17 protein-coding genes and 1 pseudogene are annotated in these 23,962 nt (G+C 62.6%); 8 read left to right on the top strand and 10 right to left on the bottom strand.

The annotated features are described in order from the left end of the window. Positions 1-68: 68 nt before the first annotated feature. From AC0L3J_RS08610 to AC0L3J_RS08600, 3 genes are all read right to left on the bottom strand, one after another. Positions 69-1,697: an inorganic phosphate transporter gene (locus AC0L3J_RS08610; RefSeq protein ID WP_456765212.1), complete on the bottom strand. Its 1,629-nt coding sequence runs from the start codon at positions 1,695-1,697 to the stop codon at positions 69-71. 98 nt (positions 1,698-1,795) lie between these two features. Further along, positions 1,796-3,238 carry a UdgX family uracil-DNA binding protein gene (locus tag AC0L3J_RS08605; protein WP_456765211.1) on the bottom strand — a complete coding sequence of 481 codons (1,443 nt, stop codon included), beginning with the start codon at positions 3,236-3,238 and terminating at the stop codon, positions 1,796-1,798. Continuing rightward, positions 3,238-4,473 carry a putative DNA modification/repair radical SAM protein gene (locus tag AC0L3J_RS08600; RefSeq protein WP_456765210.1) on the bottom strand — a complete coding sequence of 412 codons (1,236 nt, stop codon included), beginning with the start codon at positions 4,471-4,473 and terminating at the stop codon, positions 3,238-3,240. The genes AC0L3J_RS08605 and AC0L3J_RS08600 overlap by 1 nt, the downstream gene beginning before the upstream one ends. Positions 4,474-4,633: 160 nt before the next feature. Between AC0L3J_RS08600 and AC0L3J_RS08595 the strand changes: the two genes are divergently transcribed. Genes AC0L3J_RS08595 through AC0L3J_RS08585 form a run of 3 tightly spaced genes read left to right on the top strand, consistent with a single transcriptional unit; the run spans position 4,634 to position 10,276 of the window. Continuing rightward, a complete protein-coding gene (locus tag AC0L3J_RS08595; protein ID WP_456765209.1) occupies positions 4,634-5,422 on the top strand; it encodes an ImuA family protein in 789 nt (262 codons plus the stop codon). Further along, positions 5,319-6,911 carry a Y-family DNA polymerase gene (locus tag AC0L3J_RS08590; protein ID WP_456765208.1) on the top strand — a complete coding sequence of 531 codons (1,593 nt, stop codon included), beginning with the start codon at positions 5,319-5,321 and terminating at the stop codon, positions 6,909-6,911. The genes AC0L3J_RS08595 and AC0L3J_RS08590 overlap by 104 nt, the downstream gene beginning before the upstream one ends. Beyond that, positions 6,908-10,276, top strand: a complete 3,369-nt coding sequence (locus AC0L3J_RS08585) for an error-prone DNA polymerase (protein ID WP_456765207.1) — start codon at positions 6,908-6,910, stop codon at positions 10,274-10,276. The genes AC0L3J_RS08590 and AC0L3J_RS08585 overlap by 4 nt, the downstream gene beginning before the upstream one ends. 114 nt (positions 10,277-10,390) lie before the next feature. On the opposite strand, the gene AC0L3J_RS08580 is transcribed toward AC0L3J_RS08585, so the two are convergent. After that, positions 10,391-11,161, bottom strand: a complete 771-nt coding sequence (locus AC0L3J_RS08580) for an SDR family NAD(P)-dependent oxidoreductase (protein WP_456765206.1) — start codon at positions 11,159-11,161, stop codon at positions 10,391-10,393. Between the two features lie 175 nt (positions 11,162-11,336). Then, the gene (locus tag AC0L3J_RS08575; protein WP_007593600.1) at positions 11,337-11,624 is read right to left on the bottom strand and encodes a hypothetical protein; all 288 of its coding nucleotides are present in this window, start codon (positions 11,622-11,624) and stop codon (positions 11,337-11,339) included. Between the two features lie 54 nt (positions 11,625-11,678). Between AC0L3J_RS08575 and AC0L3J_RS08570 the strand changes: the two genes are divergently transcribed. From AC0L3J_RS08570 to AC0L3J_RS08560, 3 genes are all read left to right on the top strand, one after another. Further along, positions 11,679-13,091 carry a CoA transferase gene (locus tag AC0L3J_RS08570; RefSeq protein ID WP_456765205.1) on the top strand — a complete coding sequence of 471 codons (1,413 nt, stop codon included), beginning with the start codon at positions 11,679-11,681 and terminating at the stop codon, positions 13,089-13,091. A 145-nt stretch (positions 13,092-13,236) separates the two neighbouring features. Continuing rightward, positions 13,237-14,481, top strand: coding sequence for an efflux RND transporter periplasmic adaptor subunit (locus AC0L3J_RS08565; RefSeq protein WP_247467430.1), 1,245 nt, complete (start codon positions 13,237-13,239; stop codon positions 14,479-14,481). Between the two features lie 36 nt (positions 14,482-14,517). Next, positions 14,518-17,634, top strand: a complete 3,117-nt coding sequence (locus tag AC0L3J_RS08560) for an efflux RND transporter permease subunit (protein WP_456765204.1) — start codon at positions 14,518-14,520, stop codon at positions 17,632-17,634. Between the two features lie 9 nt (positions 17,635-17,643). Here AC0L3J_RS08560 and AC0L3J_RS08555 read toward each other — a convergent pair whose 3' ends face one another. From AC0L3J_RS08555 to AC0L3J_RS08540, 4 genes and pseudogenes are all read right to left on the bottom strand, one after another. Then, entirely contained in the window at positions 17,644-18,270 is a 627-nt protein-coding gene (locus AC0L3J_RS08555; protein ID WP_456765203.1) for a LysE family translocator, read from the bottom strand. A gap of 200 nt (positions 18,271-18,470) precedes the next feature. Continuing rightward, a complete protein-coding gene (locus tag AC0L3J_RS08550) occupies positions 18,471-19,433 on the bottom strand; it encodes an amidohydrolase family protein (protein WP_456765202.1) in 963 nt (320 codons plus the stop codon). Between the two features lie 51 nt (positions 19,434-19,484). Continuing rightward, positions 19,485-20,041, bottom strand: a pseudogene (locus tag AC0L3J_RS08545) (P-loop NTPase family protein). A gap of 121 nt (positions 20,042-20,162) precedes the next feature. After that, a complete protein-coding gene (locus AC0L3J_RS08540) occupies positions 20,163-21,455 on the bottom strand; it encodes a hypothetical protein (protein ID WP_473346780.1) in 1,293 nt (430 codons plus the stop codon). A gap of 90 nt (positions 21,456-21,545) precedes the next feature. Between AC0L3J_RS08540 and AC0L3J_RS08535 the strand changes: the two genes are divergently transcribed. Together AC0L3J_RS08535 and AC0L3J_RS08530 are read left to right on the top strand one after the other, a co-directional pair. Beyond that, a complete protein-coding gene (locus tag AC0L3J_RS08535; protein ID WP_456765200.1) occupies positions 21,546-22,292 on the top strand; it encodes a hypothetical protein in 747 nt (248 codons plus the stop codon). Continuing rightward, on the top strand, positions 22,289-22,801 hold the full coding sequence (locus tag AC0L3J_RS08530; RefSeq protein ID WP_473346779.1) for a hypothetical protein: 513 nt from the start codon (positions 22,289-22,291) through the stop codon (positions 22,799-22,801). The genes AC0L3J_RS08535 and AC0L3J_RS08530 overlap by 4 nt, the downstream gene beginning before the upstream one ends. Positions 22,802-22,949: 148 nt before the next feature. Here the strand turns inward: AC0L3J_RS08530 and AC0L3J_RS08525 are convergent, their stop codons facing one another. Next, complete coding sequence (locus tag AC0L3J_RS08525; protein WP_473346778.1) at positions 22,950-23,849, bottom strand: hypothetical protein; 900 nt, start codon at positions 23,847-23,849, stop codon at positions 22,950-22,952. Between the last annotated feature and the right edge of the window lie 113 nt (positions 23,850-23,962).

Here is a 23,962-nt window from a genome sequence, read left to right as displayed (position 1 = left end):
CCGAAAGCACAAACGAAAAGGGCCCGCGCACCGCACGGGCCCTTTATCTTCGAGTGACGTGATCGGCTTCAGAAGATCCGCGAGAAGATCACGTACAGCGTGCCCGACAACAGGATGGCGACGGGCAAGGTCAGCACCCAGGCCATCACCATGTTCCTGATGGTGGCGACCTGGAGACCCGAACCGTTCGCGGCCATGGTGCCGGCGACGCCGGAAGACAGCACGTGGGTGGTCGAGACCGGCAGGCCGAATACGTCGGCGGCGCCGATCGTGGCGGCGGCGACGAGCTCGGCGGAGGCACCCTGCGCGTAGGTGAGATGGGTCTTGCCGATCTTCTCACCGACGGTGACGACGATGCGCTTCCAGCCGATCATGGTGCCGAGACCGAGCGCGATGGCGACCGCGACCTTCACCCAGGTCGGGATGAACTTGGTCGCGCTGTCGAGGCCGCCCTTGTAGGCGTTCAAGGTCGCGACCTCTTCCTTGCTAAGGTCGTTTTCCTTGTCCTTCATCAGGAAGCGGATCGCTTCCGAGGTCAGGTACATGTCGTTGCGGGTGTTGCCGACGACTTCCGCCGGCACCTTGTTCAGCGAACCGTATTTCGCGACCTGCTCGCCGACATCCTTCACCAGCACTGACAGCGAAGGATAAGTGCCTTCGCTGATGTGATGCGAGGTGACGTACTGCGTCACCGCAGGACGGGGATCGCCGATGATCGCATGGCCGGCGCCCTTGGCCGCAACCACCTTGGAGGCGGCTTCCGAAATCTTCGCGAACTGGGCGACCTGCGACTCCGGCAATGCGCGGTTGAGCGCATAGGCCGTGGGCACAGTGCCGATCAGGATCAGCATGATCAGGCCCATGCCCTTCTGGCCGTCGTTCGAACCGTGGGCGAAGCTGACGCCGGTGCAGGTCAGGATCAGCAGGCCGCGAATCCAGATCGGCGGGGCTTTGTTACCCTCAGGAGCGGCATAGAGCGCCGGGTTCTTGATCATCACCTTGAGCAGCAACAGCAGGCCGGCGGCGCAGACGAAGCCGACCAGCGGGGACAGCAGGAGCGCATATCCGATCTCCGTGGCCTTGCCCCAGTCCACGCCCGAGGTACCGTCGCGGCCGCGCATCAGCGCGTTCGCGACGCCGACGCCGATGATCGAGCCGATCAGCGTGTGCGAGGAGGAGGCCGGCAGGCCGAAATACCAGGTGCCGAGGTTCCAAAGGATCGCGGCGATCAGCAGCGCGAACACCATCGCGAAGCCGGCGCTAGAGCCGACCTGCAGGATCAACTCGACCGGCAGCAGTGAGACGATGCCGAAGGCCACGGCGCCGGACGAGAGCAGCACGCCGAGGAAGTTGAAGAAGCCCGACCACATCACCGCGACTTCGGCCGGCAGCGAGTGGGTGTAGATCACCGTCGCAACCGCGTTGGCGGTGTCGTGGAAACCGTTTACGAATTCGAAGCCGAGCGCAATCAGGAGCGCAACGATAAGGAGGATATAGGGTAGGTAGCTCGTGACCCTGGTACCGGTCGCATCGACATCGGAATAGATGCTGTAGGCCACATAGAGCAGGCCCGCGGCGAGGATGCCGAAGAATAAGATCATCGTCAGCGGATTGAAGCCCTTGTCGAGATTTGGCCGCGAGGCCGGCTGGATCGGCGCGGGATCTGCTACCGCGCGGTCGAATGCAACATCGGTCATGTCTGGACGCCCCTTAACTTTCTGTAAGGGCTATTGTCCCCGATGGATTTGAAGGCTGGATGACAGACGGCGCCTGAAAGGGGTTTTCCCGCCCGTATTCAGGCGGCGCGCGCCGCTTTCTTCTGCAAGCCGGCGGCGATCTTCAAATCTTCGACAAAGCGCTGATATTCCAGCACCTTGGCTTCCGGATCGGGCAACCGCAGCAGATAGGACGGGTGCACCGTCACCAGCGCCTTGCGGCCGTCGGGCAGGTCGATCAGCCGGCCGCGGTTCTTTCCGATCGGGGTGATCTTGCCGAACACGCTCTGTGCGGCGGTCGCGCCCATCGCGACGATGAGATCGGGCTGGATGACGGAGACCTCCCGCTCATACCACTGCCGGCAGGCCTTTATCTCCGGCGTATTCGGCTTCTGATGCAGGCGGATCTTGCCGCGCGGCACGAATTTGAAGTGTTTCACCGCGTTGGTGACATAGACCTTCTTGCGGTCGACGCCGGCCTCTTGCAGCGCCCGGTCGAGCATCTGGCCGGCCGGACCGACGAAGGGATGGCCCGCGAGGTCTTCCTTGTCGCCGGGCTGTTCGCCGACCAGCATGATATTGGCGGACTTCGGGCCCTCGCCGAACACGGTCTGGGTCGCGTCCTTGTAGAGATGGCAGGCGCGGCAGTGAGCGGCCTCCTCGCGGAGCGCTTCGAGATCGTCGGCAGCAAGCTTGCGTTTCATCGGAGCCTCCGGCCGCCTTTGAGGCTTGTGCGGATCGGTTGCGGCATTGGCGATCATGGCGCCGGTCATGCGCTCGGCGTCCTCGATCAGAGGCTTAATGATCGAAGCCTCGGGCAGGTTCCTCCAATATTTCTTCGGCATCTCGGCCTGCATCGCCTTCACCTTCAGGCGGGCCGGATTGAAGATGCTGGCGTAGTAACGCCGCCAGGTTTCCTCCAGCCGGTCTTCGCTCGGCGCCTCGCTCTTGCTGACGCCTGATGTGAACGAGAGAGCGTGGCCATCCCAATGCGCGCACAAATCTGGCGTCAGGATCGACCAGGGCATGTCGGCAAAGCGCTTGGCGAAGAACGGCGCGGCGAGCTCGACGATGTGATGCTCCGGCTCGAACCAGGCGACGTAGTGTGCTTCGCGTTCCCTGCCGATCTCGCGGAAGCGCACGAAGGCGTGCATCTTGTGCTCGTCGCGGTAGACCGCCTTTGCCATGGCCGTGACTTGCGCGACATCGAGATCGGTCGCGACCTCGATGAGGTCGTGATTGTCCTTCAGCCGAAACAGCAGGCGATAGAGGATCGCGAAACGCTCGGGATCGCGATGCAGGATCGCGGCCTTGGCGAGCTCGACGAATTTTGCAGGCACATTGAAGGTGCTATCGCCAGCCGCCGGCAGCGGAGACGGCGAGGGCGTCGCGAACAGCTCCGCTTCGCCGCCCTGCACGGCCCAAGTGACATCGGCCGGTTTCATTTGGTGAAGCACGAGGATACGTGCGGCTTTGCGCCAGCCATCGAAATCGGTTTCGTTCTCGAGTGTGATGTACTGCATCAGAAGCCAAATCCCAGTTGCGTTGCTTTCGGCTTGAACCGTTCGATCAGCCGTGCCTCGTCGAGGCGATGCGGCGGGGGCCGGTGATCGCTGAGGACGATGAACGGCAGCGCCTTGTTGCGGGGCACATGCAGCCGCGCGAGATCGGCGACGCGGATCGTGGTCGTGCGGCGCGCCGCGATGATGCGCTCGACGGCCTTGGTGCCGAAGCCCGGCACGCGCAACAATTCCTCGCGGCTGGCGCGGTTGACGTCGAGCGGGAAGCGGTCGCGGTGGCGTAATGCCCAGGCGAGTTTTGGATCGATGTCGAGCGGCAGCATCGCACTGTCGTCGACGATCTCGCCGACATCAAAACCGTAGAACCGCATCAGCCAGTCGGCTTGGTAGAGTCGGTGCTCGCGCAGCAAGGGCGGCGCGCGCAGAGGCAGCGCGCGGCTGGCATCGGGGATCGGGCTGAACGCGGAATAATAGACGCGCCTCAGCCTGTATGAACCGTAGAGATTGGCGCTGGTGTGGAGGATGGTGTGGTCGGAGGCCGCGTCGGCGCCGACGATCATCTGCGTGCTCTGGCCGGCCGGCGCGAAGCGCTGCGGCTTGGCTTTCGTGTTCGCGCTGCGGCTTTCCTCGGCCTCGTCCAGCTTCAGCCGCAGCCGGCCCATGGTGCGGCGGATCGCGCGCACGTCTTTCTCTGGCGCGAATTGCTGCAGGCTCGTCTCCTGCGGCATCTCGATGTTGATGGAGAGACGGTCGGCATATTTGCCAGCCTCGGAGATCAATGCATCATCGGCCTCCGGGATCGTCTTGAGATGGATGTAGCCACGGAAGTGATGCTCCTCGCGCAGTTTGCGCGCGACGCTCACCACCTGCTCCATGGTGTAGTCGGGGTTGCGGATGATGCCGGAGGAGAGAAACAGTCCTTCGATGTAATTGCGCCGGTAGAAGTCGAGCGTCAGCTTGACCACTTCGTCGATGGTGAAGCGGGCACGCGGCACGTTGGAGGAGGCGCGGTTGACGCAATAGAGGCAGTCGTAATTGCAGGCGTTGGTCAGCAGCACTTTGAGCAGCGAGATGCAGCGGCCATCCGGCGCGTAGGAATGGCAAATGCCCATGCCGGGCGCGGTCGAGCCCATGCCCTTGCCGTCGCTGGAATCCCGCCTCTCGGTGCCGCTGGAGGCGCAGGACGCGTCGTACTTGGCGGCGTCCGCCAGGATTTCCAGCTTGCGTTGCACGTCCATATTGGAATCCCTTTGATTCAGCTCATGAATCCCAAGGCCCGCCAATTCGATTGACTCCCGGGGCGTCGTTAGCTTTATATTAGAACATATCATGAACAAATGAGCTAGCCGCTGGTTCTCTTTTTGAGAGCCATCGGCAATCACCCTTGAGGAGCGGCGTATGAGCGGCGCACGAATAAGCGCGCTTGCAGCCTTGCGTGGCCAGATCGAGCGCATCGAGACGGCGGAGGTCGTGCATCATCGCGACCGTGTCGCGCTTGGCCATAGCGAGGCCGACAACGCGCTGAAGGGCGGGCTCGCGCGCGCGGCAATCCACGAGGTGTTTTGCGAAGGACGTCAGGGCGCAGCCGCGACGGGCTTTGTCACCGGACTTGCGGGGCGGGTGACGGCGCGCAAGCCGCTGCTGTGGGTGCGGCAGGATTTTTCAGACATTGAAACCGGTGCGCTGTCGATGAGCGGGCTCGCCGAGATCGGTCTCGATCCGCGCCGCATGGTGATGGTGCGCGCCGCCGACGTGGAGAGCGCGCTGCGCACGTCGGCTGATGCACTCGCCTGCGACGCGCTGGGCGCCGTCGTGCTCGAGCTCTGGGGCGAGACCAGGCAGTTCGATCTGGTGGCGAGCCGCAAGCTGACATTGGCTGCGCAATCTTCCGGTGTCACCGGCCTGTTGCTGCGGATGGCCGCGCAACCTTTACCCTCGACCGCCGAGACCAGATGGATGCTGCGCGCGGCGCATTCGCCGCCGGGCGCGATGTGGAGCGCTTGGGGCGCGCCGCGATTCGATGCCGAGCTCCTGCGCAATCGTCATGGCCCGTGCGGCCGGTGGATCATGGAATGGAAATGTGATGAGTGCCAGTTCTCTGAATCGTCGGCGTATCCTCAGCCTGTGGCTGCCGCGCCTGCCCATCGATCGGATCCAGCGGTTCTTCGGCAACGTCGGACTGCATGAAAATAATGCGCCCAGCATCGTCGTTGCCAAGGATAGCAACGCGCTGGTGATCCATGCGCTGGACGAGGCGGCCGAGCGCCTCGGTCTGTATATCGGCCAGCCTCTGGCCAATGCCCGGGCGATGTGTCCGGATCTAAAGGTGTTCGACGCCGATGCCGTGGCCGATGCCAAGACGATCAGCGACATCGCCGATTGGTGCGATCGTTTCACGCCGCTGGTGGCGCTCGATCCGCCGCACGGGCTGTTCCTCGACATCACCGGCTGCGCGCATCTGTTCGGCGGCGAGGCTGCGCTGTTGCAAACCCTTGTCCGTGCCCTCGACCGCCAGGGCTTTGCCGTCAGCGCGGCGATCGCCGGCACCTCGGTCTGCGCGCGCACGCTGACGCGGCAATCTTCAGGGACCATCGTTGCCGATGGCGGGGAGGCGGCGGCAATCAGCCGGTTTCCGGTGTCCGCGCTTGGCGCGGGTGAGGCTATCAGCACCGGCCTGCGACGCGCCGGCCTGAAGACCATCGGCGATGTGGCCTCGCGCACGCCGAGCGAAATCACGGCGCGGTTCGGTGCACGGTTCTCCACGTTGCTCGCCCATGCGCTGGGGCAGGGCGATGCACCGATCAATCCACGAAAGCCGCTGCCCGATTACATCGTGGAGAAACGCTTTGCCGAGCCGATCGCTACCGACACCATGATCGCGATGACGCTGTCGCGCCTGGCGGACACGTTGATCGCGTCGATGGAGAAGCAGGGCAAGGGCGCGCGACGATTAGAGGCTACCTTCTTCCGTACCGACGGCGCGGTGCGCGCGATCATGGTCGAGACCGGGCGGCCGGTGACGCAAAGCAAAGTCATCGACCGGCTGTTCCGCGAGCGCCTCGATGCGCTCGCCGATCCCCTCGATCCCGGCTTCGGCTTCGACATGGTGCGGCTGTCGGCAAGCCGCACCGAAATCGTGGTGCAGGAGCAGCGCGATCTCGACGCCCATGTCCACGACAATGACGAGCTTGCCGCGCTGATCGACCGCATCGCCGCACGCATCGGCGGAAAGCGCGTCGTCGTGCATCTGCCTGAGGATACCCATATCCCTGAATGTGCGGTGCTGGCGGCGCCGGCGCAGCATCATCTCGCCGTGGCGATGCAGGCCGAATGGCCCGCGCGCACCGAGACTGAGCCGCCACTGCGTCCGTTGCGGCTGTTCGACAAGCCTGAGCCGATCAATGTGCCGTTTGCGACCGTGCCCGACGGGCCGCCGCATCAATTCACCTGGCGCCGCGCGCAGCATGCGGTGGTGCGGGTGGAGGGCCCCGAGCGCATCGCCATGGAATGGTGGCGGCAGGACGGCAAGCAACTGACACGGGATTATTTCCGCATCGAGGATGCCGAGGGCCTGCGCTTCTGGATCTTTCGCGACGGTCTTTACGAGGGGGAGTGCTTCGACGGCGACGGCAAGCCCGCTCTTCCCGGTTGGTATGTGCACGGTCTCTTCGCATGAACACGCCCGCTTATGCCGAGATCGGCATCACCACGAATTTCTCCTTCCTGCGCGGCGGCTCGGATCCGCGCGCCTATGTGCACCAGGCCAGCAAGCTCGGCATTCCCGTGATCGGCATCGCCGATCACAACACGCTCGCCGGTGTGGTGCGCGCCTACAAGGAGCTCGACAATGACGAGGTGCTGCACAAGCCGAAGCTTCTGATCGGCACCCGCATCGTCTTCATCGATGGTACGCCCGATATTCTGGTCTATCCGCGTGACCGCGCCGCCTATGGCCGGCTGTGCCAGCTTCTTACCCGGGGCAAGCGCGGCGACGACATCACGCGGATCGCGAAGGGCGAATGCCATCTCACCTTCGCCGATCTCCTTGCGTTTTCCGAAGGCCAGCTCCTGATCCTGACGCTGCCGCATCGCTTCGATGCGGCGCAGACGCAGGACATCCTCGCCAAGCTGAAAGCAAGTCGTGCCAAGGGCGTGTGGCTGGCGGCGAGCCTAATCTATCGCGGCGACGACCGCCGCCGCCTCGCGCAGCTCGATGATCTCGCCGCAAAAGCAAAAGTGCCGCTGCTTGCGACCAACGAGGTGCTCTATCACCATCCCGCGCGCCGTCCCCTCCAGGACGTGCTGACCTGCATCCGGGAAAAGACCACGATCGAGGCGGTCGGCCGGAAGCTGGAAGCCAATGCCGAGCGGTTTCTGAAGGCGCCCAGGGAGATGGCGCGGCTGTTCCGCGATTTCCCTGAGGCTATCGCGGAGACCATGCGCTTTGCGGACAAGATCACCTTCTCGCTCGACCAGCTAAAATACCAGTATCCGGATGAGCCGGTGCCACCGGGGAAGACCGCGCAGGGGCATCTGGAGGATCTGACCTGGGCCGGTGTCGACAAATATTTTGGCGGCAAGATCGACGACAAGCTGCGCGCCACCCTGAAGAAAGAACTCGCACTGATCGCCGAGCTGAAATACGCGCATTACTTTCTCACGGTGCACGACATCGTGCATTACGCGCGCAGCCAGAACATTTTGTGCCAGGGGCGGGGATCGGCGGCGAATTCGGCGGTCTGCTACGTGCTCGGCATCACCTCGGTCGACCCCACCAAGGTCGATCTGCTGTTCGAGCGCTTCATCTCCAAGGAACGGCTGGAGCCGCCCGACATCGACGTCGATTTCGAGCATTCGCGGCGCGAGGAGGTGATGCAATATGTCTATCGGCGTTACGGCCGCCATCGCGCCGCGATCATCGCCACCGTCATTCATTATCGCCCGCGCAGCGCCATCCGCGATGTCGGCAAGGCGCTGGGCCTGACCGAGGACGTCACCGCCGCACTCGCCGACACCGTCTGGGGCAGCTGGGGCAAGGGCCTCAACGACATGCAGGTCAGGCAGGCCGGCCTCGATCCGCAAAATTCCATGATCAACCTCGCGGTCGAGCTCGCGACCGAGCTGATCGAATTCCCCCGTCATCTGTCCCAGCATGTCGGCGGCTATGTGCTCACGCAGGACCGGCTCGACACCTATGTGCCGATCGGCAATGCCGCGATGGACGATCGCACCTTCATCGAATGGGACAAAGACGATGTCGATGCGCTCAGCATGATGAAGGTCGACGTGCTCGCGCTGGGCATGCTGACCTGCATCCGCAAGTGCTTTGATCTGATCGAGCAGCACAAGGGCGAACGCTGGATGCTGGCGAGCGTCCCGCAGGATGATTCCAAAGTCTACGACATGCTGTGCGACGGGGAGTCGCTCGGCGTGTTCCAGGTCGAGAGCCGCGCGCAGATGAACATGTTGCCCCGGCTGAGGCCACGGACCTTCTACGATCTCGTGATCGAGGTCGCGATCGTGCGGCCGGGGCCGATCCAGGGCGACATGGTGCATCCCTATTTGCGGCGGCGGAACGGCTTGGAAAAAGTGAACTATCCATCGCCGTCACCGGAGCATGGCGACAAGGACGAGCTTTACAGAGTGCTGCACAAGACGCTCGGCGTGCCCTTGTTCCAGGAGCAGGCGATGCGGATCGCGATCGAGGCCGCGAAGTTCACGGCCGAGGAGGCCAACGGCCTGCGCCGTGCGATGGCAACGTTCCGCAATGTCGGCACCATCGGCAAGTTCGAAGACAAGATGATCGGCAACATGATCGCACGCGGCTATGCGCCTGATTTTGCCAGAAACTGTTTCGAACAGATCAAGGGTTTTGGCAGTTACGGCTTTCCGGAGAGCCATGCCGCAAGCTTCGCGCAGCTTGTCTATATCTCCTCATGGCTGAAGCATTATCATCCTGATGCATTCTGCTGTGGCCTCCTGAACTCGCAGCCGATGGGCTTTTACGCCCCGGCGCAGATCGTCAGCGACGCCCGCAAGAACGGCGTCGAGGTGCGCGATATCGATGTGTCCTACAGCTTTGCGCAGAACACGCTGGAAGAAGGAAGTGGCAAATATTGCGCCGTGCGCCTGGGCTTCCGCCAGATCGACGGTTTTCATTGGCTCGATGAGGATGAGGAAAGGCTGAAAAGAGGCGCGCCTCGGAATGAGTATGTGGAGAGAGCGCCCGACTGGGCCGACCGCATCGTCGCCGCCCGCAATCGCCGGCCCTTCACCTCGCTGGAAGACTTCGCACGCGACACCGGCCTGCCCAAGCGCGCGCTGATCCTGCTCGCCGATGCCGACGCCTTCCGTTCGCTCGGACTCGACCGCCGCGAGGCGCTGTGGCAGGTGCGGCGCCTGCCCGACGATGTGCCGCTGCCCCTGTTCGAGGTGGCCACCGCACGCGAGCAGCCGGACGAGCACGCCAGGCCGTTGCCGGTGATGCCGCGGGCCGAACAGGTGGTCGCGGACTATCAGACCATTCGGTTATCGCTGAAGGGGCATCCGATGGAATTTTTGCGCGAGATGTTTACGCGCGAACGCATCGTCGCCTGCAGGGACATCAATCATGAGAACGAGCGGCGCCGCGTCCGCTGTGCTGGCGTCGTGCTGGTACGGCAGCGGCCGGGCAGCGCCAGCGGCGTCGTGTTCATGACACTGGAGGACGAAACCGGCATCGCCAATGTCGTGGTGTGGCCGAAGATCATGGAGCAGTACCGGAAAGAGGTGATGGGCGCGCGCCTCATCCTGGTCGAAGGCTACATCCAGAGCAGCCCCGAAAAGGTGACGCATCTGATCGCCCAGCGGATGATCGACCGTTCGCACGATCTGGTCGGCCTCGCCAACAACGCCCTCGGCCGCAAGCGTCCGGTGCCGGCAGGCGCCACCGTGGTCGAACCGCTCAACGACGATCCCCGGGCGCATGCGGATGCGCCCGCGCAAAAACTTCGCCACCCCCGCAACGTCCGCATCCTGCCGCCGTCGCGGGATTTTCATTGAGGTTGTGGGACGCGCCCCTCTCGCACCGTCATTGCGAGCGTAGCGAAGCAATCCAGACTGTCGCTGCGGAGAGATACTGGATTGCTTCGCTGCGCTCGCAATGACGAGCATATTCTAAAAATTCACCCGGTTCGAGATCGCGCCGTCCACCACCAGATTGGAGCCCGTGGTGAACCCCGACACCGGGCTCGCCAGAAACACCGCTGCGCTCGCGATCTCCTGTGGCGTGGCCATGCGGCCGGTAGGGTTGCGCTTCATCGCATCATTGTAGCGCTCAGGCATGTTCTGCTCGATCATCTCCCAGACGCCACCCTTGAAATAGACCGTGCCAGGCGAGACCACGTTGACGCGGATCTTCTTCTTCGCGTACTGCCGTGCCAGCCCCTTGGCCATGTGGATCAATGCCGCCTTGATCGGGCCGTAGGAGCTCGCCGTGTCCGCTTGCGCCGCTGAAATCGAGGAGATGATGACGAAGGCGGCGTCGCCGCTGCTCGCACCGCTGGCCTCGAGGAACGGCCGCGCGGCATCGAACGCGTGGACGGCGCCGAGCAGGTCGAGCCGAAAATTCTGCTCCCACGATGCGGCATCATGGCCCTGTGCCATCGCGCCCGCGTTGGAGAACAGCATGTCGATGCCGCCAAGCTCCTTTGCAGCATTCTCGATCCAGGATTTCAGTGCCGCGCCGTCGGTGACGTCGACCGGGCCGCCGGTCGCGCGGATCCCGCTGGCCTTCAACTCCGTAACGGTGGCGGCAACCTGATCGGCGTTGCGTGCACACACCGCGACATTGCTGCCTTCGCCGGCCAGCGTCGCCGCAATCGCCCGTCCGATGCCGCGCGTGCCGCCAAGCACGACGGCGTTCTTGCCTTTGAGACCGAGATCCATTGTTTGGTTTTCCTTTTTGTTGGTCGCAGCGAGTGTAGCTGTTTCGAGAGACGCCCAAAAGCCTCCACATCGTCATTGCGAGGAGCTCTTGCGACGAAGCAATCCAGACTGCCACCGCGGAAAGACTCTGGATTGCTTCGCTTCGCTCGCAATGACCGTGTGGAAACAGCGGCCCTCACTCCGGTGCCGCCCCCACCGGCGGGCCGCCGGGCGGGCGGTGCAGGAATGTCAGTGAGACGTAGGCGCCGGCCCAGGAGCCGATCGCCGCGAAAGCCACATAGAACGCGTTTTCGGTGTAGCTGATCACTGCATAGGAGGAGAGCATGTACCAGACCGCGCTCCAGTTCGCCGCGGGCACGCGCTTGCGCGCAATCACGGCCGAGGTGAACATGACATAGACCGCGTCGGTGGCCGCCGTTGCGATGAACACGGCGCCTGCGGTGAGGGGATCGATGGCGGCCATTGCCTGTCCTTGTGTGCTAATGCGATGATTGCAAACTAAAGGGAGAGAAGGGTCATGCAAAGCCCCACCGAAATTCTCAGTGGCATCTGGACCTCCGCCGGCGGTGATGCCGCCGCGCTCGCGCGCGTGCGGCTGACGGGCGAGGAGCCGCAAATCCCGTCCTCGTTTCGCGTCGCAATTGCCGGCCAGACGACGATCGCCGCCGCCGGTCTTGCCGCCGCCGAAATCTGGAGATTGCGCAGCGGCGAGGCGCAGGACGTCAGCGTCGAGCTGCGCCATGCCGTCGCCGAATGCCGCTCCGAGCGCTATTTGCGCGTCGACGACAAGCCGCCGCCGCCCGCCTGGGACGCCATCGCCGGCGTCTACAGAACCGGCGACAACCGCTTCGTCCGCTGCCACACCAATTTCCCGCATCATCGCGACGCCGTCTGCAAGGTGCTCGGCTGCGAGCCCGAGCGCGAGAAGGTGCAGGCCGCATTGATGCAATGGAAGGGCGAGGATTTCGAGACTGCGGCCTATGCCGCGGGCGGCGTCGTTGCCCTGATGCGCTCCTACGACGAATGGTCGGCGCTGCCGCAGGCCCGCGCGCTCGCCGAATTGCCGCTGGTCTCGATCGAGAAGATCGGCGAGGCCCCGCCGAAGCCATGGCCGCAACGATTGCCAAAAGGCGATCGCCCGCTCGCAGGCCTGCGCGTGCTCGATCTCTCTCGCGTTATCGCGGGCCCCGTTGCCGGCCGCACGCTCGCCGTGCACGGCGCGGATGTGCTGCTCGTGTCAGGCCCCGAACTGCCGGCCATTCCGTGGCTGACCATCGACACCGGCCGGGGCAAGCTCACCACCTTCATCGAGCTGAAGAGCGAGGCGGGCAGAGCGCAGATGCGCGCGCTGTTGAAGGACGCCGACATCTTCTCGCAAGGCTATCGGCCGCGCGCGCTCGCCGCTCTCGGCTTCACGCCGGAGGACGCCGCGAAAATCAATCCCGGCATCGTCTACGTGACGCTGTCGGCCTATGGCCATGCCGGTCCATGGGCGGAACGGCGCGGCTTCGATTCGCTGGTGCAGACCACGACCGGCTTCAACCATGCCGAGGGACAGGCTGCTGGCATCGATGGACCGAAGGAATTACCGGCACAGATGCTCGACCACGCCACCGGCTATCTGATGGCGTTCGGCGCGATGATGGCCAAGGTCCGCCAGGCCCGCGAAGGCGGCAGCTGGCACGTCCGCGTGTCGTTGGCGCAGACCGGGCGCTGGCTGTGGAATCTCGGACGGCTCGAAAATGGCCTGAATACCCCGGATATTACGGGCGAGGCCGTACACGCTGCATTCATCGAGAGCATGCCATCTGGCTTCGGCACGTTGAAGGCGGTGCGCCATTCAGCGCTGCTGTCGAAGACGCCGGCGCAATGGAGCCGTCCGGCGATGCCGCTCGGCAGTCATCCGGCAGAGTGGCCGGTGACAAGCTGACGTGAAGCTGACGTGTCGCAAATTTTTAACGCAAACCGAAAGGCGCCCGGCGTTTTTTAGGTTGTTTGAAATCACAATTCGGCACTATTAGCGCGACCGATGACGCCGGCATCCGCCGCTATCATCGCAGACATGACCGGGCCCCATGGTAGTTGAAAATACCAAGCGATTGCAGGTGCTTACAAAACAACGGGTGATTACATCCGTAGTTTTACTAGCTCTTGCCGGTGCCGGGGCTTACGGCTTCCTCCATGCGGGAGCGAAGGAGAAGAACCACTCCGAGATCTCCAGCCAGTCGCGCAGGAATGCGCAGAACTTCACGCCGACGCCGTCGGAATGGGCGACGCTGACGATCGAGCCGGTCAAGGCCAAGACCTTCCGCGCCGAGTATGTCACCGAGGGCAAGGTCGCAGTCGACGAGGACCGTTCGACGCCGGTGTTTTCGCCCTATGCGGGCCGCGTGACCAAGCTGCTCGCCAAGCCCGGCGAGGTGCTGAAGCAAGGTCAACCGCTGTTCACGATCGAGGCCGCCGACACCGTGCAGGCCCAGAACGATTTCATTGCGGCGATGAGCTCGCAGAACAAGGCGAAGTCGGCGATCGATCTTGCCGACATCCAGTTCAAGCGCGCCAAGGACCTCTACGAGGGCCATGCCATCCCCCTGAAGGACTATCAGCAGGCGGAAGCGACTCAGGTTCAGGCGCAGAACGACATGCGCTCATCGGCGACGGCACTGGAAGCCGCGCGCAACAAGCTGCGTATCCTCGGCTTCACCGACGAGACCATCAAGGCGTTCCAGGACAAGGGCGTCATCAATCCGGAAGTCACGATCTATTCGCCGATTGCGGGCACGGTGGTGCAGCGTAAGATCGGCCCCGGCCAGTACGTCAATTCGGGCGCGAGCGATCCGGTCTTCGTCGTCGGCGACCTCTCCACGGTTTGGCTCACCGCCTTCGTGCGCGAGAGCGATGCGGCTGCCGTGTGCATCGGGCAGGACATCACCGTCAACGTGATGGCGCTCCCGGGCCGCCCCTTGACCGCCAAGGTCAACTACGTCGCCGCCGCGATCGATCCGAACACCCGCCGCCTGCTGGTCCGCGCCACCATCGACAACAAGGACGGTCTGCTGAAGCCGGAGATGTTCGCCAACGTCACGATCTATTCGTCCGGCGACCGCGCCGCGCCGGCGGTACCGAAGCAGGCCTTGATCTACGAAGCCGACAAGGTCCGCCTCTGGGTCGCACGCGAGGACAAGTCGGTCGAGCTGCGCGAGATCAAGATCGGTCTCATCAATGGCAACCTCGTCGAGGTCACCAGCAATCTGAAGCCCGGCGAGCAGGTGGTCACCAAAGGCAGCCTGTTCATCGATCGCGCGGCGTCCGGCAGCTGATCGACGGGCCGGGAAAAAGACAAGCTGAAGACCTGAATGGATCGCCTCGTCGCCCTTGCCGTCAACCGGCGCTTCCTGATGGTCGGGATGTTCGTCGCCGTGCTCATCGGCGGCCTGATCGCGTTCAACCAGCTCAACATCGAGGCTTATCCCGATCCGACCCCGCCGATGGTCGACATCGTGACGCAGAGCCCGGGCCTGTCGGCAGAGGAGATCGAGCGCTACATCACGATCCCGATCGAGACCCAGGTTGCAGGTCTGAAGAACGTGACGACCATTCGCACCATCTCGCTCTACGGCCTCTCCGACGTCAAACTGCAGTTCTCCTTCGCCTACACCTATGACGAGGCGTTGCAGCAGGTCTTGAACCGCCTGGCGCAGCTCGCGCCGCTGCCCGGCAACGTGCAGCCGCAGATCTCGCCGCTCAGCCCGATTGGCGAAATCTTCCGCTACCGTCTCGTCGGTCCGCCGAACTACAGCGTGCTCGACCTCAAGACGATCCAGGACTGGATCCTCCAGCGGCGCTTCCGTGCCGTGCCCGGCGTGATCGACGTCACCGGCTGGGGTGGCAAGAGCAAGACCTACGAGCTCCAGGTCGACTTCAACAAGCTGGTCGCCAACGGCCTAACGCTGCCGCAATTGCTCCAGGCGGTCGGCAATTCCAACGTCAATGTCGGCGGCAACACCGTCAATATCGGTCAGCAATCGGCCGTGGTGCGCGGCGTCGGCCTGATCCGCTCGATCGACGACCTCGCCAACACCATGGTCTCGCAGACCAACGGCAATCCGGTGCTGGTCAAGGACGTCGCCACTGTCACCGTCGGCCAGAAGCCACGTCTCGGCATTGCCGGCCTCGACGAGGCCGACGACATCGTGCAGGGCATCGTCCTGATGCGCCGTGGCGAGCAGAGCTCGCCAACCATCAAGCGCGTCCACCAGCTCGTTCAAACCATTAACGAGTCCAGCATCCTGCCGCCCGGCGTGCGCATCGAACGCATCTACGACCGCGGCGACCTGATCGAACTCACCACCCACACCGTGCTACACAACATGGTGGTCGGCATTCTCTTGATCGTGCTGCTGCAGTGGATCTTTCTCGGCGATCTCCGCAGTGCGCTGATCGTCGGCGCCACCATTCCGTTCGCGCTGTTCTTCGCGGTGATCATCCTGGTGCTGCGCGGGGAATCGGCGAACCTGCTGTCGGTCGGCGCGATCGATTTCGGCCTGATCGTCGATGCCACCGTCATCATGGTGGAGGCGATCTTCCGGCGCCTGACGCAGACCACGCCGATGTCGGAATCCGAGCAGATGTCGTCCGAGACGCTGTTCGGCATGAAAAGCCACGCCATCCTCAGCGCGGCGGCCGATGTCTCACGTTCGATCTTCTTTGCCGCGGCGATCATCATCGCGGCCTTCCTGCCGCTGTTCACGCTCTCCGGCGTCGAGGGCAACATCTTCGGGCCGATGGCGCGCACCTATGCCTACGCGCTGGCCGGCGGACTGCTTGCGACCTTCACCGTCACCCCGGCGCTGTCCGCGATCATCCTGCCCGCGCATGTCAGGGAGACCGAGACCAGGGTGATGCTGATCCTGCATCGGATCTACATGCCGGTGCTGCATTGGGCGGTCGCCAACCGCGGCGTCATGCTCGGTGGCGCGTTCGGCCTCGTGCTGATGACGGTTGCGCTCAGCCGGTTGCTTGGCCTCGAATTCCTGCCGAAGCTGGAGGAGGGCAATCTCTGGATCCGCGCCACGCTGCCGCCGACCATCTCGCTCCAGGAGGGCAACTCCTACGTCAACGAGATGCGCAAGGTGATCCGCGCACGGCCTGAAGTTGAATCCGTGGTGTCGCAGCACGGCCGCCCCGATGACGGCACCGACGCGGCCGGCTTCTTCAACGCCGAGTTCTTCGCGCCGCTCAAGCCCGCGAGCCAATGGCCCGGCACCCGCGACAAGGAAGAGCTGACCGCGCAGCTGCTCAAGCAGCTCGACGATCGCTTCCCCGGCGTCGAGTTCAACTTCTCGCAATATCTCCAGGACAACGTCTCCGAAGCCGTCTCCGGCGTGAAGGGCGAGAACTCGATCAAGCTGTTCGGCAGCGACCTCCAGGCGCTGACCGACACCGCCAACAAGATCAAGTCGGTGCTGGCAACCGTGCAGGGCGTCACCGATCTTGCGGTGTTCACCTCACTCGGGCAGCCGACCATCCAGATCGACATCAACCGCGCCAAGGCCGCGCGTTACGGCCTCGCGCCGGGCGACATCAACGCCACCATCAAGGTCGCGATCGGTGGCGACACCGCAGGCGACATCTACGAGGCCGGAAGCGACCGCCACTTCCCGATCATCGTTCGCCTCGCGCCGGAATTCCGCAGGAGCGCCGAAGCGATCCAGAATTTGCGGATCGGCGCGCCCGGACCGAACGGCACCGTCACGCAGATCCCCCTGAGCGAGGTCGCCACCATCAGCCTCGTCTCGGGTGCGGCCTACATTTATCGCGAGCAGCAGGAACGCTATCTGCCGATCAAGTTCTCGGTGCGTGAACGCGACCTCGGCAGTGCGATTCGCGAGGCGCAGCAGAAGATCGCCGATCAGGTGCAGCTGCCGCCCGGCGCGCACATGGATTGGGTCGGCGAATTCGGCAATCTCCAGGATGCGATCCGGCGATTGTCGATCGTGGTGCCGATCTCGCTCGCGCTGATCGGCGTCCTGCTCTGGTTCAATTTCGGCTCGATGACCGACACGCTGCTCGCCATGAGCGTGATCCCGATGGCGATCTTCGGCGGCGTGCTCGGTCTCTTGATCACCGGCACCGCCTTCAGTGTCTCGGCGGCGATCGGCTTCATCGCGCTGTTCGGTATCGCCGTGATGGACGGCATCATCATCCTGTCGCAATTCAACCAGCTGATCGAAGAGGGCATGGACCGCATGAGTGCGGTGATCCGCACCGGCGAATTGCAGCTTCGGCCGGTGCTGATGACCTGCGTCGTCGCCGGCATCGGTCTGTTGCCGGCCGCGCTGTCGGAAGGAATCGGCTCGCAGGTGCAGAAGCCGCTCGCGGTGGTCGTGGTAACAGGCATGATGCTCGCCCCGATCGTGATCCTGGTGACGCTGCCGGTGCTGATCTCCTTCTTCTCCCGCCGCGCACGCTGACGCCGCCGATCACAGCATTCGCTGCGCGATCCGCACCAGCATCATGGTGCCGAGGCCCAGCAGCATCAGGCTGGCCAACCGACTGCTCATCGACAGCATGCGCGGCGTCAGCCGTGACCGCGCCGTTGCCACGATCGTGCTGAGCACGGTCCACCAGATCGCGGAACCGACGAAGACGCCGGCGATCAGCGGGGCTGCCGCGGCTTGCATTGAAAAGGCGTGCAGCGCAGCCAGAAACAGGATGACGGTCAGCGGATTGGTGAACCCAAGCGCGATGGCGCTGAGATAGGCGCGCGCCAGACGTACGTTGTCGATGTCGTCGGTCGTCTGGAGCGCGACCGAGCCGCGATGGGTTCGGATCGCGAACCACAGCAGCGTGAGCGCCGAGACGATGCCGAAGCTGGCGGCATTGGCCTCGACCCAGGGCTGTGCAAGCGAGCCCAGGCCCAAAACCGCGAGGGCGCTGTAAGTGAGATGCACGGTCGCCGCGCCGAAGCCGGTTGCGAGGCCCGTGGCCATTCCTGATGCCAATGTGCGCTGAATGCACAGCATGCCCATCGGTCCGATAGGGGCGGCGACGGTGAAACCAATTCCAATGCCGGAAAAAAGCGCGGCAAGATAATGCGATAAAGGCATGCACCCGCACGAACAAATGAAATCTGTGCGTGTGCGTAGCCCCGAAAATGAATCGCCGCCTCAACCAGAAGGGTGAGAAACGAGCGAGAGCACAAACACGTTCGTGTGAGTCCAACGAGTTTGTGCCTTCGCGACAACAGTTCCACGCCTCACTGTGGAACCGTGTCGCGGTCGTTGAACCGAATTGCGCTTGGCGCGACTCAGAACCCGTAGAGTTGCGCCGGGTTGTCGACCAGGATCTTCTTGCGCACATCCGCATCCGGCGCCCATACCGGAAGCTGGTTGAGCAGGCGGCCGTCGTCGATCTGGTAGAGCGGCGCGATGTCGGTGGCTTTGCGTCCCTCGACACGGCTCGAATCCGGGTGCGGCCAGTCCGTACCCCAGACGACGCGGTCCGCATTCGCTGCGATCAGTGCGCGGGCATAGGGCACCATGTCCTGATAGTCGGGCGCGAGCTTCGAGGAGCGGTAGGCGCCGGAAATCTTGACATAGGCCTTGCCGGATTTCACCAGCGCGACCAGGTCGGAAAATCCCGGCTGCTCCAGCCCAAGCGAGGCCTCGAGGCCGCCGAAATGGTCGAATACAACGGGGACTGGCGCCGTCTCGACGAGGTCCTTGATCGCCGAGATCATGGGAAGCGTGGTGTAAAGTTGCACGTGCCAGCCGCGCGCCTTCATGCGCTCGACTGCGGCGGTGAAACGCGGCCGGCCGACATTGGGGTCGTTGACGCCGCCGGTCGCAAGATTGAGGCGGACACCGCGAAAGCCGTCTGCATGCATCGTGTCAAGCTGGGCCTCGGTCGTTTTGTCGTCGATCACGGCCACCCCGCGCGCGGCCGCGCCACGCGCTTTCATGCCGAACAGCGTCGACGAGTTGTCGGTGCCGTAGACGCTCGGCGTCACGATCACCACGCGCTCGATATGCAGCGCCTTGTGCAACGCGGCCATTTCTTCCGGCGAAGCCGGCTCCGGCGTGTAGACACGCCCCGCGAAAAACGGAAATTTTTCGACATCGCCATGGATGTGGGTGTGACAGTCGCAGGCATGCGCCGGGACGTCGAAATTGACCGGCGTCGCGGGCTGCGCCGCGCGGGCGTGGGCTTTGCTGGTCATGGATACTCCGGCGGCAAGAGAGGCAAGCAGAACGCTGCGTCGATTGAGCATGGTTTCTCCCCCTATTTTATTATTTGGCAGTGGCCTAGCGACAATAGCACATCAACCCGGCAGCCGCTGCGCTTCGCTGCATAGCTGCTCGACGAGGTCCGCAAGCGGGCGTGAGCCGTCGACGCGCACGACCGGGCAGGGCAGCTTCGCGAGCCACGCTTCATCTTTTGCGAGACTCGACCGTCGCGATCGCCGGCTTCGTAGTGCGAGGCCCAATCGACGAACGACTCCACCTCCTCATGACGCCAGCCGCCCTGTGCGACGGCATCCGCTCCGAAATGCGTAGCCTCGCGGTCATGCAGGCGCTGCAAGCGAAGCTCGCGCGGCGTCGTCACAAAGACGACGAGATCGAAGAATGGGACGAGCTCGTCGCCCCAACCGGTGACGGTTCCGCTCAGCACCCAATCGAGCCGCGGCAAGAACATCTCGCGCATCAGCCGCAAACGTTCGGCGGCAGGGCGTGTCGTCTGGTAGGGCGGCGCGGTCGGGAGCCAGAAATAATCATCGCTGTCGTGATGCGGCAGCGCAAGCCGGCCGGCGAGCGCACGACCGAGCGTCGTCACGCCGGAGCCTGAAGCTCCCATCAGATGGATGCGGCGGCTTTTCATATTCACATCCTAAGACTGACCGAGTCGGTTTGGCGCAGCGTCAGCAACTTCCGATTCTATAGAACGACCCGGACTTGGGCGAGCGCTGTCGCTGCGGACCGCCAATCGGAGCGAGGAGCGTTCAGTCGACTAGCCACCAATCCATGTTTGCGGCGGCATCAAACTTCCTCATCAGGCGGTCAACGAATGTGTTCATGTCGTCAACAGTGGCCATAGCCGCAGCGTAAGTGCCATCGCTCGCCATCGGAAGGATCAGAGGCAAGTTAGATTCTTGAATGTAGAGTCTGGCTGGCTCGCGTTGGCCCGACCATAGATAAGCTATGAAATTCTCAATCGCGACGAGCGCGTCCTTGTCATCGAACGCCAGTTCCGGCGTCAATGAGAACTGGCACCTGGTGGTGGTCCTGTAGTGGAGAGCGACTGGCACGGCGCCAACGTTCGAATGGAAGCTGAATGCCTCGCCCTCTTTTCCGAAGGCGCCGTGTGCCATGAAATTCCGGAGCTGACGCTTGATCGTTACCAGAGCGTCGAGGTGTTTTTTGGCGACGTTTTCCGTTATATCGAGGGCGGACTTGAATTTCTCCTTCCACTCCGTATCGACAAGCTTCGCGACTTCCTCGCCCGTTGTTATGCGTCCCTGCAAGATCGCGAGATGGATAAAAATATGCTCAGTCCAAGAGAAGAACGCATCGATTGTCGCCAGCGCAAGCCAACCCGAACGATCCTCCATATGCGCAAACGGGAACGTAAACATGGCGGCCAGCTCGGATGTCGTCGCGCTCGAACGGTCTTTGACGGAGTAGCCAGCGACAGGAAGCTCCCGCTGCTTCTGCGAGGCTTCGTGGTCGTGTTTGCTTTTCTCTGCGTCGACGGAGGCGGTTCTGAAACTGTCCCGAAAATAGATATATCGCGCGAAGAGCTTGCCCCCGACGTTCCTGACGTTGAATTTGGAGTCGCGGACCGCGTTGTCGGCCATCCACTTGAAAAAGGGAGCTGCGGCTTTGACGCCTTTTCTGATCAGGGCGACGATGCGCTCTGCCTGTTGCTTTTCTCCCGCGGCATCGTGCGCGAAAATCCCCACGCCGGATTTGCGATATTCGATCAGATAGGCTTGCCCTTCAAGATCAACCGGGATCGACCAATCGAGTTTTTCGAAGCGGCCGAGATTCCGAAAGCCAAGAAAATCGACGAGCAGGAAGTAGATCAGATAGTACGGGGGCAGATTGCGGCTCGCATCCGCGCGCTCGGCCGCAAACAAAAAGTTGGGGGCGGCTTGGCTGTTTGCGCCAGCCGGTTTGACAGGCGCAAGGGCGCGCCTTGCCGCCTCCCGCACCCCCTCAAGCTCCGTCGGAACAACAATCCCGTTCATGCCGTTGCTTTCAAAGCCCCGCTCGCGGGATGATCCTGCAACCATATTCTGCGCCTGCAAAGCCTTTTCGACGGGCCGAATTGACTGCATTTAAACTAGGATAGAACTTCACTGCATAAGCAGGGTTGGAGGAAAATGTCAGGCACGCCTTTACCGGATGGACTAATCGCGCTGCGCGGCGTGCTTCAGCTAAGTGAGGTGATGCGGCTCATCGAACATACGGCGCGTTGGGTTGATCCCGAAACCTTCCGGCTGTTGCCGCTATGGTATCCCGAGCACGCCAGGCGGACCTATTTCTACAAGAAAAATTGGTCCGAGCCATTGATGAACAAGAACCGGCAAACGGGTCACACGGAGCACAAGCGCGAGGGCAACGTCCACGCCAATAAGGCCCTTACTCACGCGCTGGGCCTGCGCTCCGATGACCGGCCGAACTGGTCCTGCTGCCACATCTGGGGGATTGATGACGCGCAGTATCAGGAAGCTAATGCGATCGTCCAGGATCGCCGTTATTTTTCATGCGTCGCCAATATGGTGCTGCTGCCGACGCCGCTGAAGGCTTTCACCGACACTATGCTGGAAGTGAAAGCCATGCTGCGGATTTGCGCGCGGTACCTCTATGGCTGGCACTGCGAGCATGAAGGCGCTGCCGATGGACTGGCCGCCGTCGAAGGATGGGCGGACTGGGGCGCGTATCCCGAGAGCTGGCCTAAAGCCGATCGAGCTTCGTTACCTATGGGCGTCATGAGGCTTGATGCCGGTATCCGCGAAAGCGCGGCGCTGCGGTTGAAGAATATCCGCAACGACCTGAAGCACGCCGGAAGTCACTATCCTCACGACGATGTCCGCAAGGTTCTGGCTTACTGGAAGATCGAAATATGACGGGGCAAGAGCCGATAGTCACGCCGAAGCTGCTGGCTGAATGTTCAAGGCACCAACTTGATCGCTTTCGCCAAATGGTCCTTGAAGCGGGAGAAGTCCAGGCAGCTGGATTTGACAACCGAATGGCGAGAGCCGAAATCCTGGTCTTTTTGCGGGTCGGCGGAGAGATTGTCGGCGTCGGCGCGTTAAAGAGACCTGGTCGCGAATATTCGCGAGGCGTCTTTAAGAATGCTGGCGCCAAGAAGCTGGCCGACGAGTTCGGCCTCGAACTAGGATGGGTAGTGGTCGAAAAGGCTCATCGGGGGCATTCATATTCGCGGCACGTTGCAGAGGCATTGGTCGCCTGCGCGAACGGCCGAAAGATTTTTGCCACTTCTATAACCACGCGAATCGCGATGCACAAGGCGCTGAACGGGTGTGGCTTCGAACGCGATGGCGTGGATTGGCAGTCCAAGCGCCGCCCCGACGAGCATTTGTTCTTATTCGTTCACAACGGCCATTCTGGCTAACGCCAAACTTATGCTTTCGGCGTCGGACGATCGACTTGGAGGATGAAGCGCCACAGTGGTAGCCCGCCGCCGCGTTGATCATTACCTACCAACGGCGCAAACCAGTCGGGTGTTAGTTCCGCTTCAGTCTGCACAACTCCTTCTTCGGTCAACGTTGCGTCGCGTAGTAGCGCGAGAACATCGAACTAAGGGTACCGATTATTTCGAAATTCCCACGTTCATTTGCTCGTTCGCGTGGCGTCCACTCAAATTGGATCGCTCTCAATGCACTTCCGTTCATGTCGGCTTGCGGCTCTCCGCATTCCCAATCGCCGAACTCCATAAAGATCCATGCGATGTTCCGCTCAACTGGATCGGTAATTTCGATGTCGCCGCAGAACAAGGCGGCATGCGAGACGGTAAGGGAGGCCTCGCCCTCTTCTGAGATTGAGCGAGGTTTCGACTCGTCTGCGAAAAGGCGCAGCTTGAGCGGCGGTTTCGTTCCGATCATCCGGTCGCCAAGACGGGCCATCTCGTTCAAGGGCGAAGCTTTGAACATGTCGATGGTGAGCTTGCCTTCTATGAGGGCCAGATCGTCAGCATCGACCAGCGTCCATACGCGCCAGCGCGCCCAATACAGCGCGAATTTCAGCGGGCAGTTTATGGCCAACGCATAGTTCTTAAGGTGATCAAAATCCTGCTGCCGAATCCGGAAGCGCTGACGCCCCGGATCAGCATCATAAACATTCTTGACCTCGATCAACCACTGGGCGCCATCGTGCAGATGGACGCGAAAATCGGGAGCTGTGTACATGCCCCCCGGATGCACGACGCCGATGTCTTCGCGCTTCAGCAGCTTGTAGTAACCAAGGCTGACGACGAGCGCCTCGAACATATTCTCGGTGCGCTGGCCATGAAGAAGAATGTCGTTATCTAAGGCTTCCGCCAATTTTGCAGTGGCCGCGCCCGTGAATGTCTCCGCGAACTTCGGATCGCGCAATGACATTCGTTGTTCGCGGCCGAAGCGCGCGACTGTGGCCAGCAAGTCGATGGGTGGTTTTGAGGTCACGGCTGAGCATCCAGCAACATACGATGCTGTTTCACCTCCTTCGACCGGAAGAGGTTAGGCTAGTCCTGTATGGAGAGGTTCCGCGGCTGTACCTCCCCACGCATCGCCATGAT

Source organism: Bradyrhizobium sp. Kon37 (assembly GCF_055807535.1).
Note: the sequence above shows the minus strand (reverse complement) of the source record. Positions and strands in the feature narration are given on the sequence as shown.

Coding starts and splice junctions, on each gene's coding strand:
- AC0L3J_RS08610 (WP_456765212.1), bottom strand. CDS start 1,697: ATGACCGATGTTGCATTCGACCGCGCGGTAGCAGATCCCGCGCCGATC.
- AC0L3J_RS08605 (WP_456765211.1), bottom strand. CDS start 3,238: ATGCAGTACATCACACTCGAGAACGAAACCGATTTCGATGGCTGGCGC.
- AC0L3J_RS08600 (WP_456765210.1), bottom strand. CDS start 4,473: ATGGACGTGCAACGCAAGCTGGAAATCCTGGCGGACGCCGCCAAGTAC.
- AC0L3J_RS08595 (WP_456765209.1), top strand. CDS start 4,634: ATGAGCGGCGCACGAATAAGCGCGCTTGCAGCCTTGCGTGGCCAGATC.
- AC0L3J_RS08590 (WP_456765208.1), top strand. CDS start 5,319: ATGAGTGCCAGTTCTCTGAATCGTCGGCGTATCCTCAGCCTGTGGCTG.
- AC0L3J_RS08585 (WP_456765207.1), top strand. CDS start 6,908: ATGAACACGCCCGCTTATGCCGAGATCGGCATCACCACGAATTTCTCC.
- AC0L3J_RS08580 (WP_456765206.1), bottom strand. CDS start 11,161: ATGGATCTCGGTCTCAAAGGCAAGAACGCCGTCGTGCTTGGCGGCACG.
- AC0L3J_RS08575 (WP_007593600.1), bottom strand. CDS start 11,624: ATGGCCGCCATCGATCCCCTCACCGCAGGCGCCGTGTTCATCGCAACG.
- AC0L3J_RS08570 (WP_456765205.1), top strand. CDS start 11,679: ATGCAAAGCCCCACCGAAATTCTCAGTGGCATCTGGACCTCCGCCGGC.
- AC0L3J_RS08565 (WP_247467430.1), top strand. CDS start 13,237: ATGGTAGTTGAAAATACCAAGCGATTGCAGGTGCTTACAAAACAACGG.
- AC0L3J_RS08560 (WP_456765204.1), top strand. CDS start 14,518: ATGGATCGCCTCGTCGCCCTTGCCGTCAACCGGCGCTTCCTGATGGTC.
- AC0L3J_RS08555 (WP_456765203.1), bottom strand. CDS start 18,270: ATGCCTTTATCGCATTATCTTGCCGCGCTTTTTTCCGGCATTGGAATT.
- AC0L3J_RS08550 (WP_456765202.1), bottom strand. CDS start 19,433: ATGCTCAATCGACGCAGCGTTCTGCTTGCCTCTCTTGCCGCCGGAGTA.
- AC0L3J_RS08540 (WP_473346780.1), bottom strand. CDS start 21,455: ATGGTTGCAGGATCATCCCGCGAGCGGGGCTTTGAAAGCAACGGCATG.
- AC0L3J_RS08535 (WP_456765200.1), top strand. CDS start 21,546: ATGTCAGGCACGCCTTTACCGGATGGACTAATCGCGCTGCGCGGCGTG.
- AC0L3J_RS08530 (WP_473346779.1), top strand. CDS start 22,289: ATGACGGGGCAAGAGCCGATAGTCACGCCGAAGCTGCTGGCTGAATGT.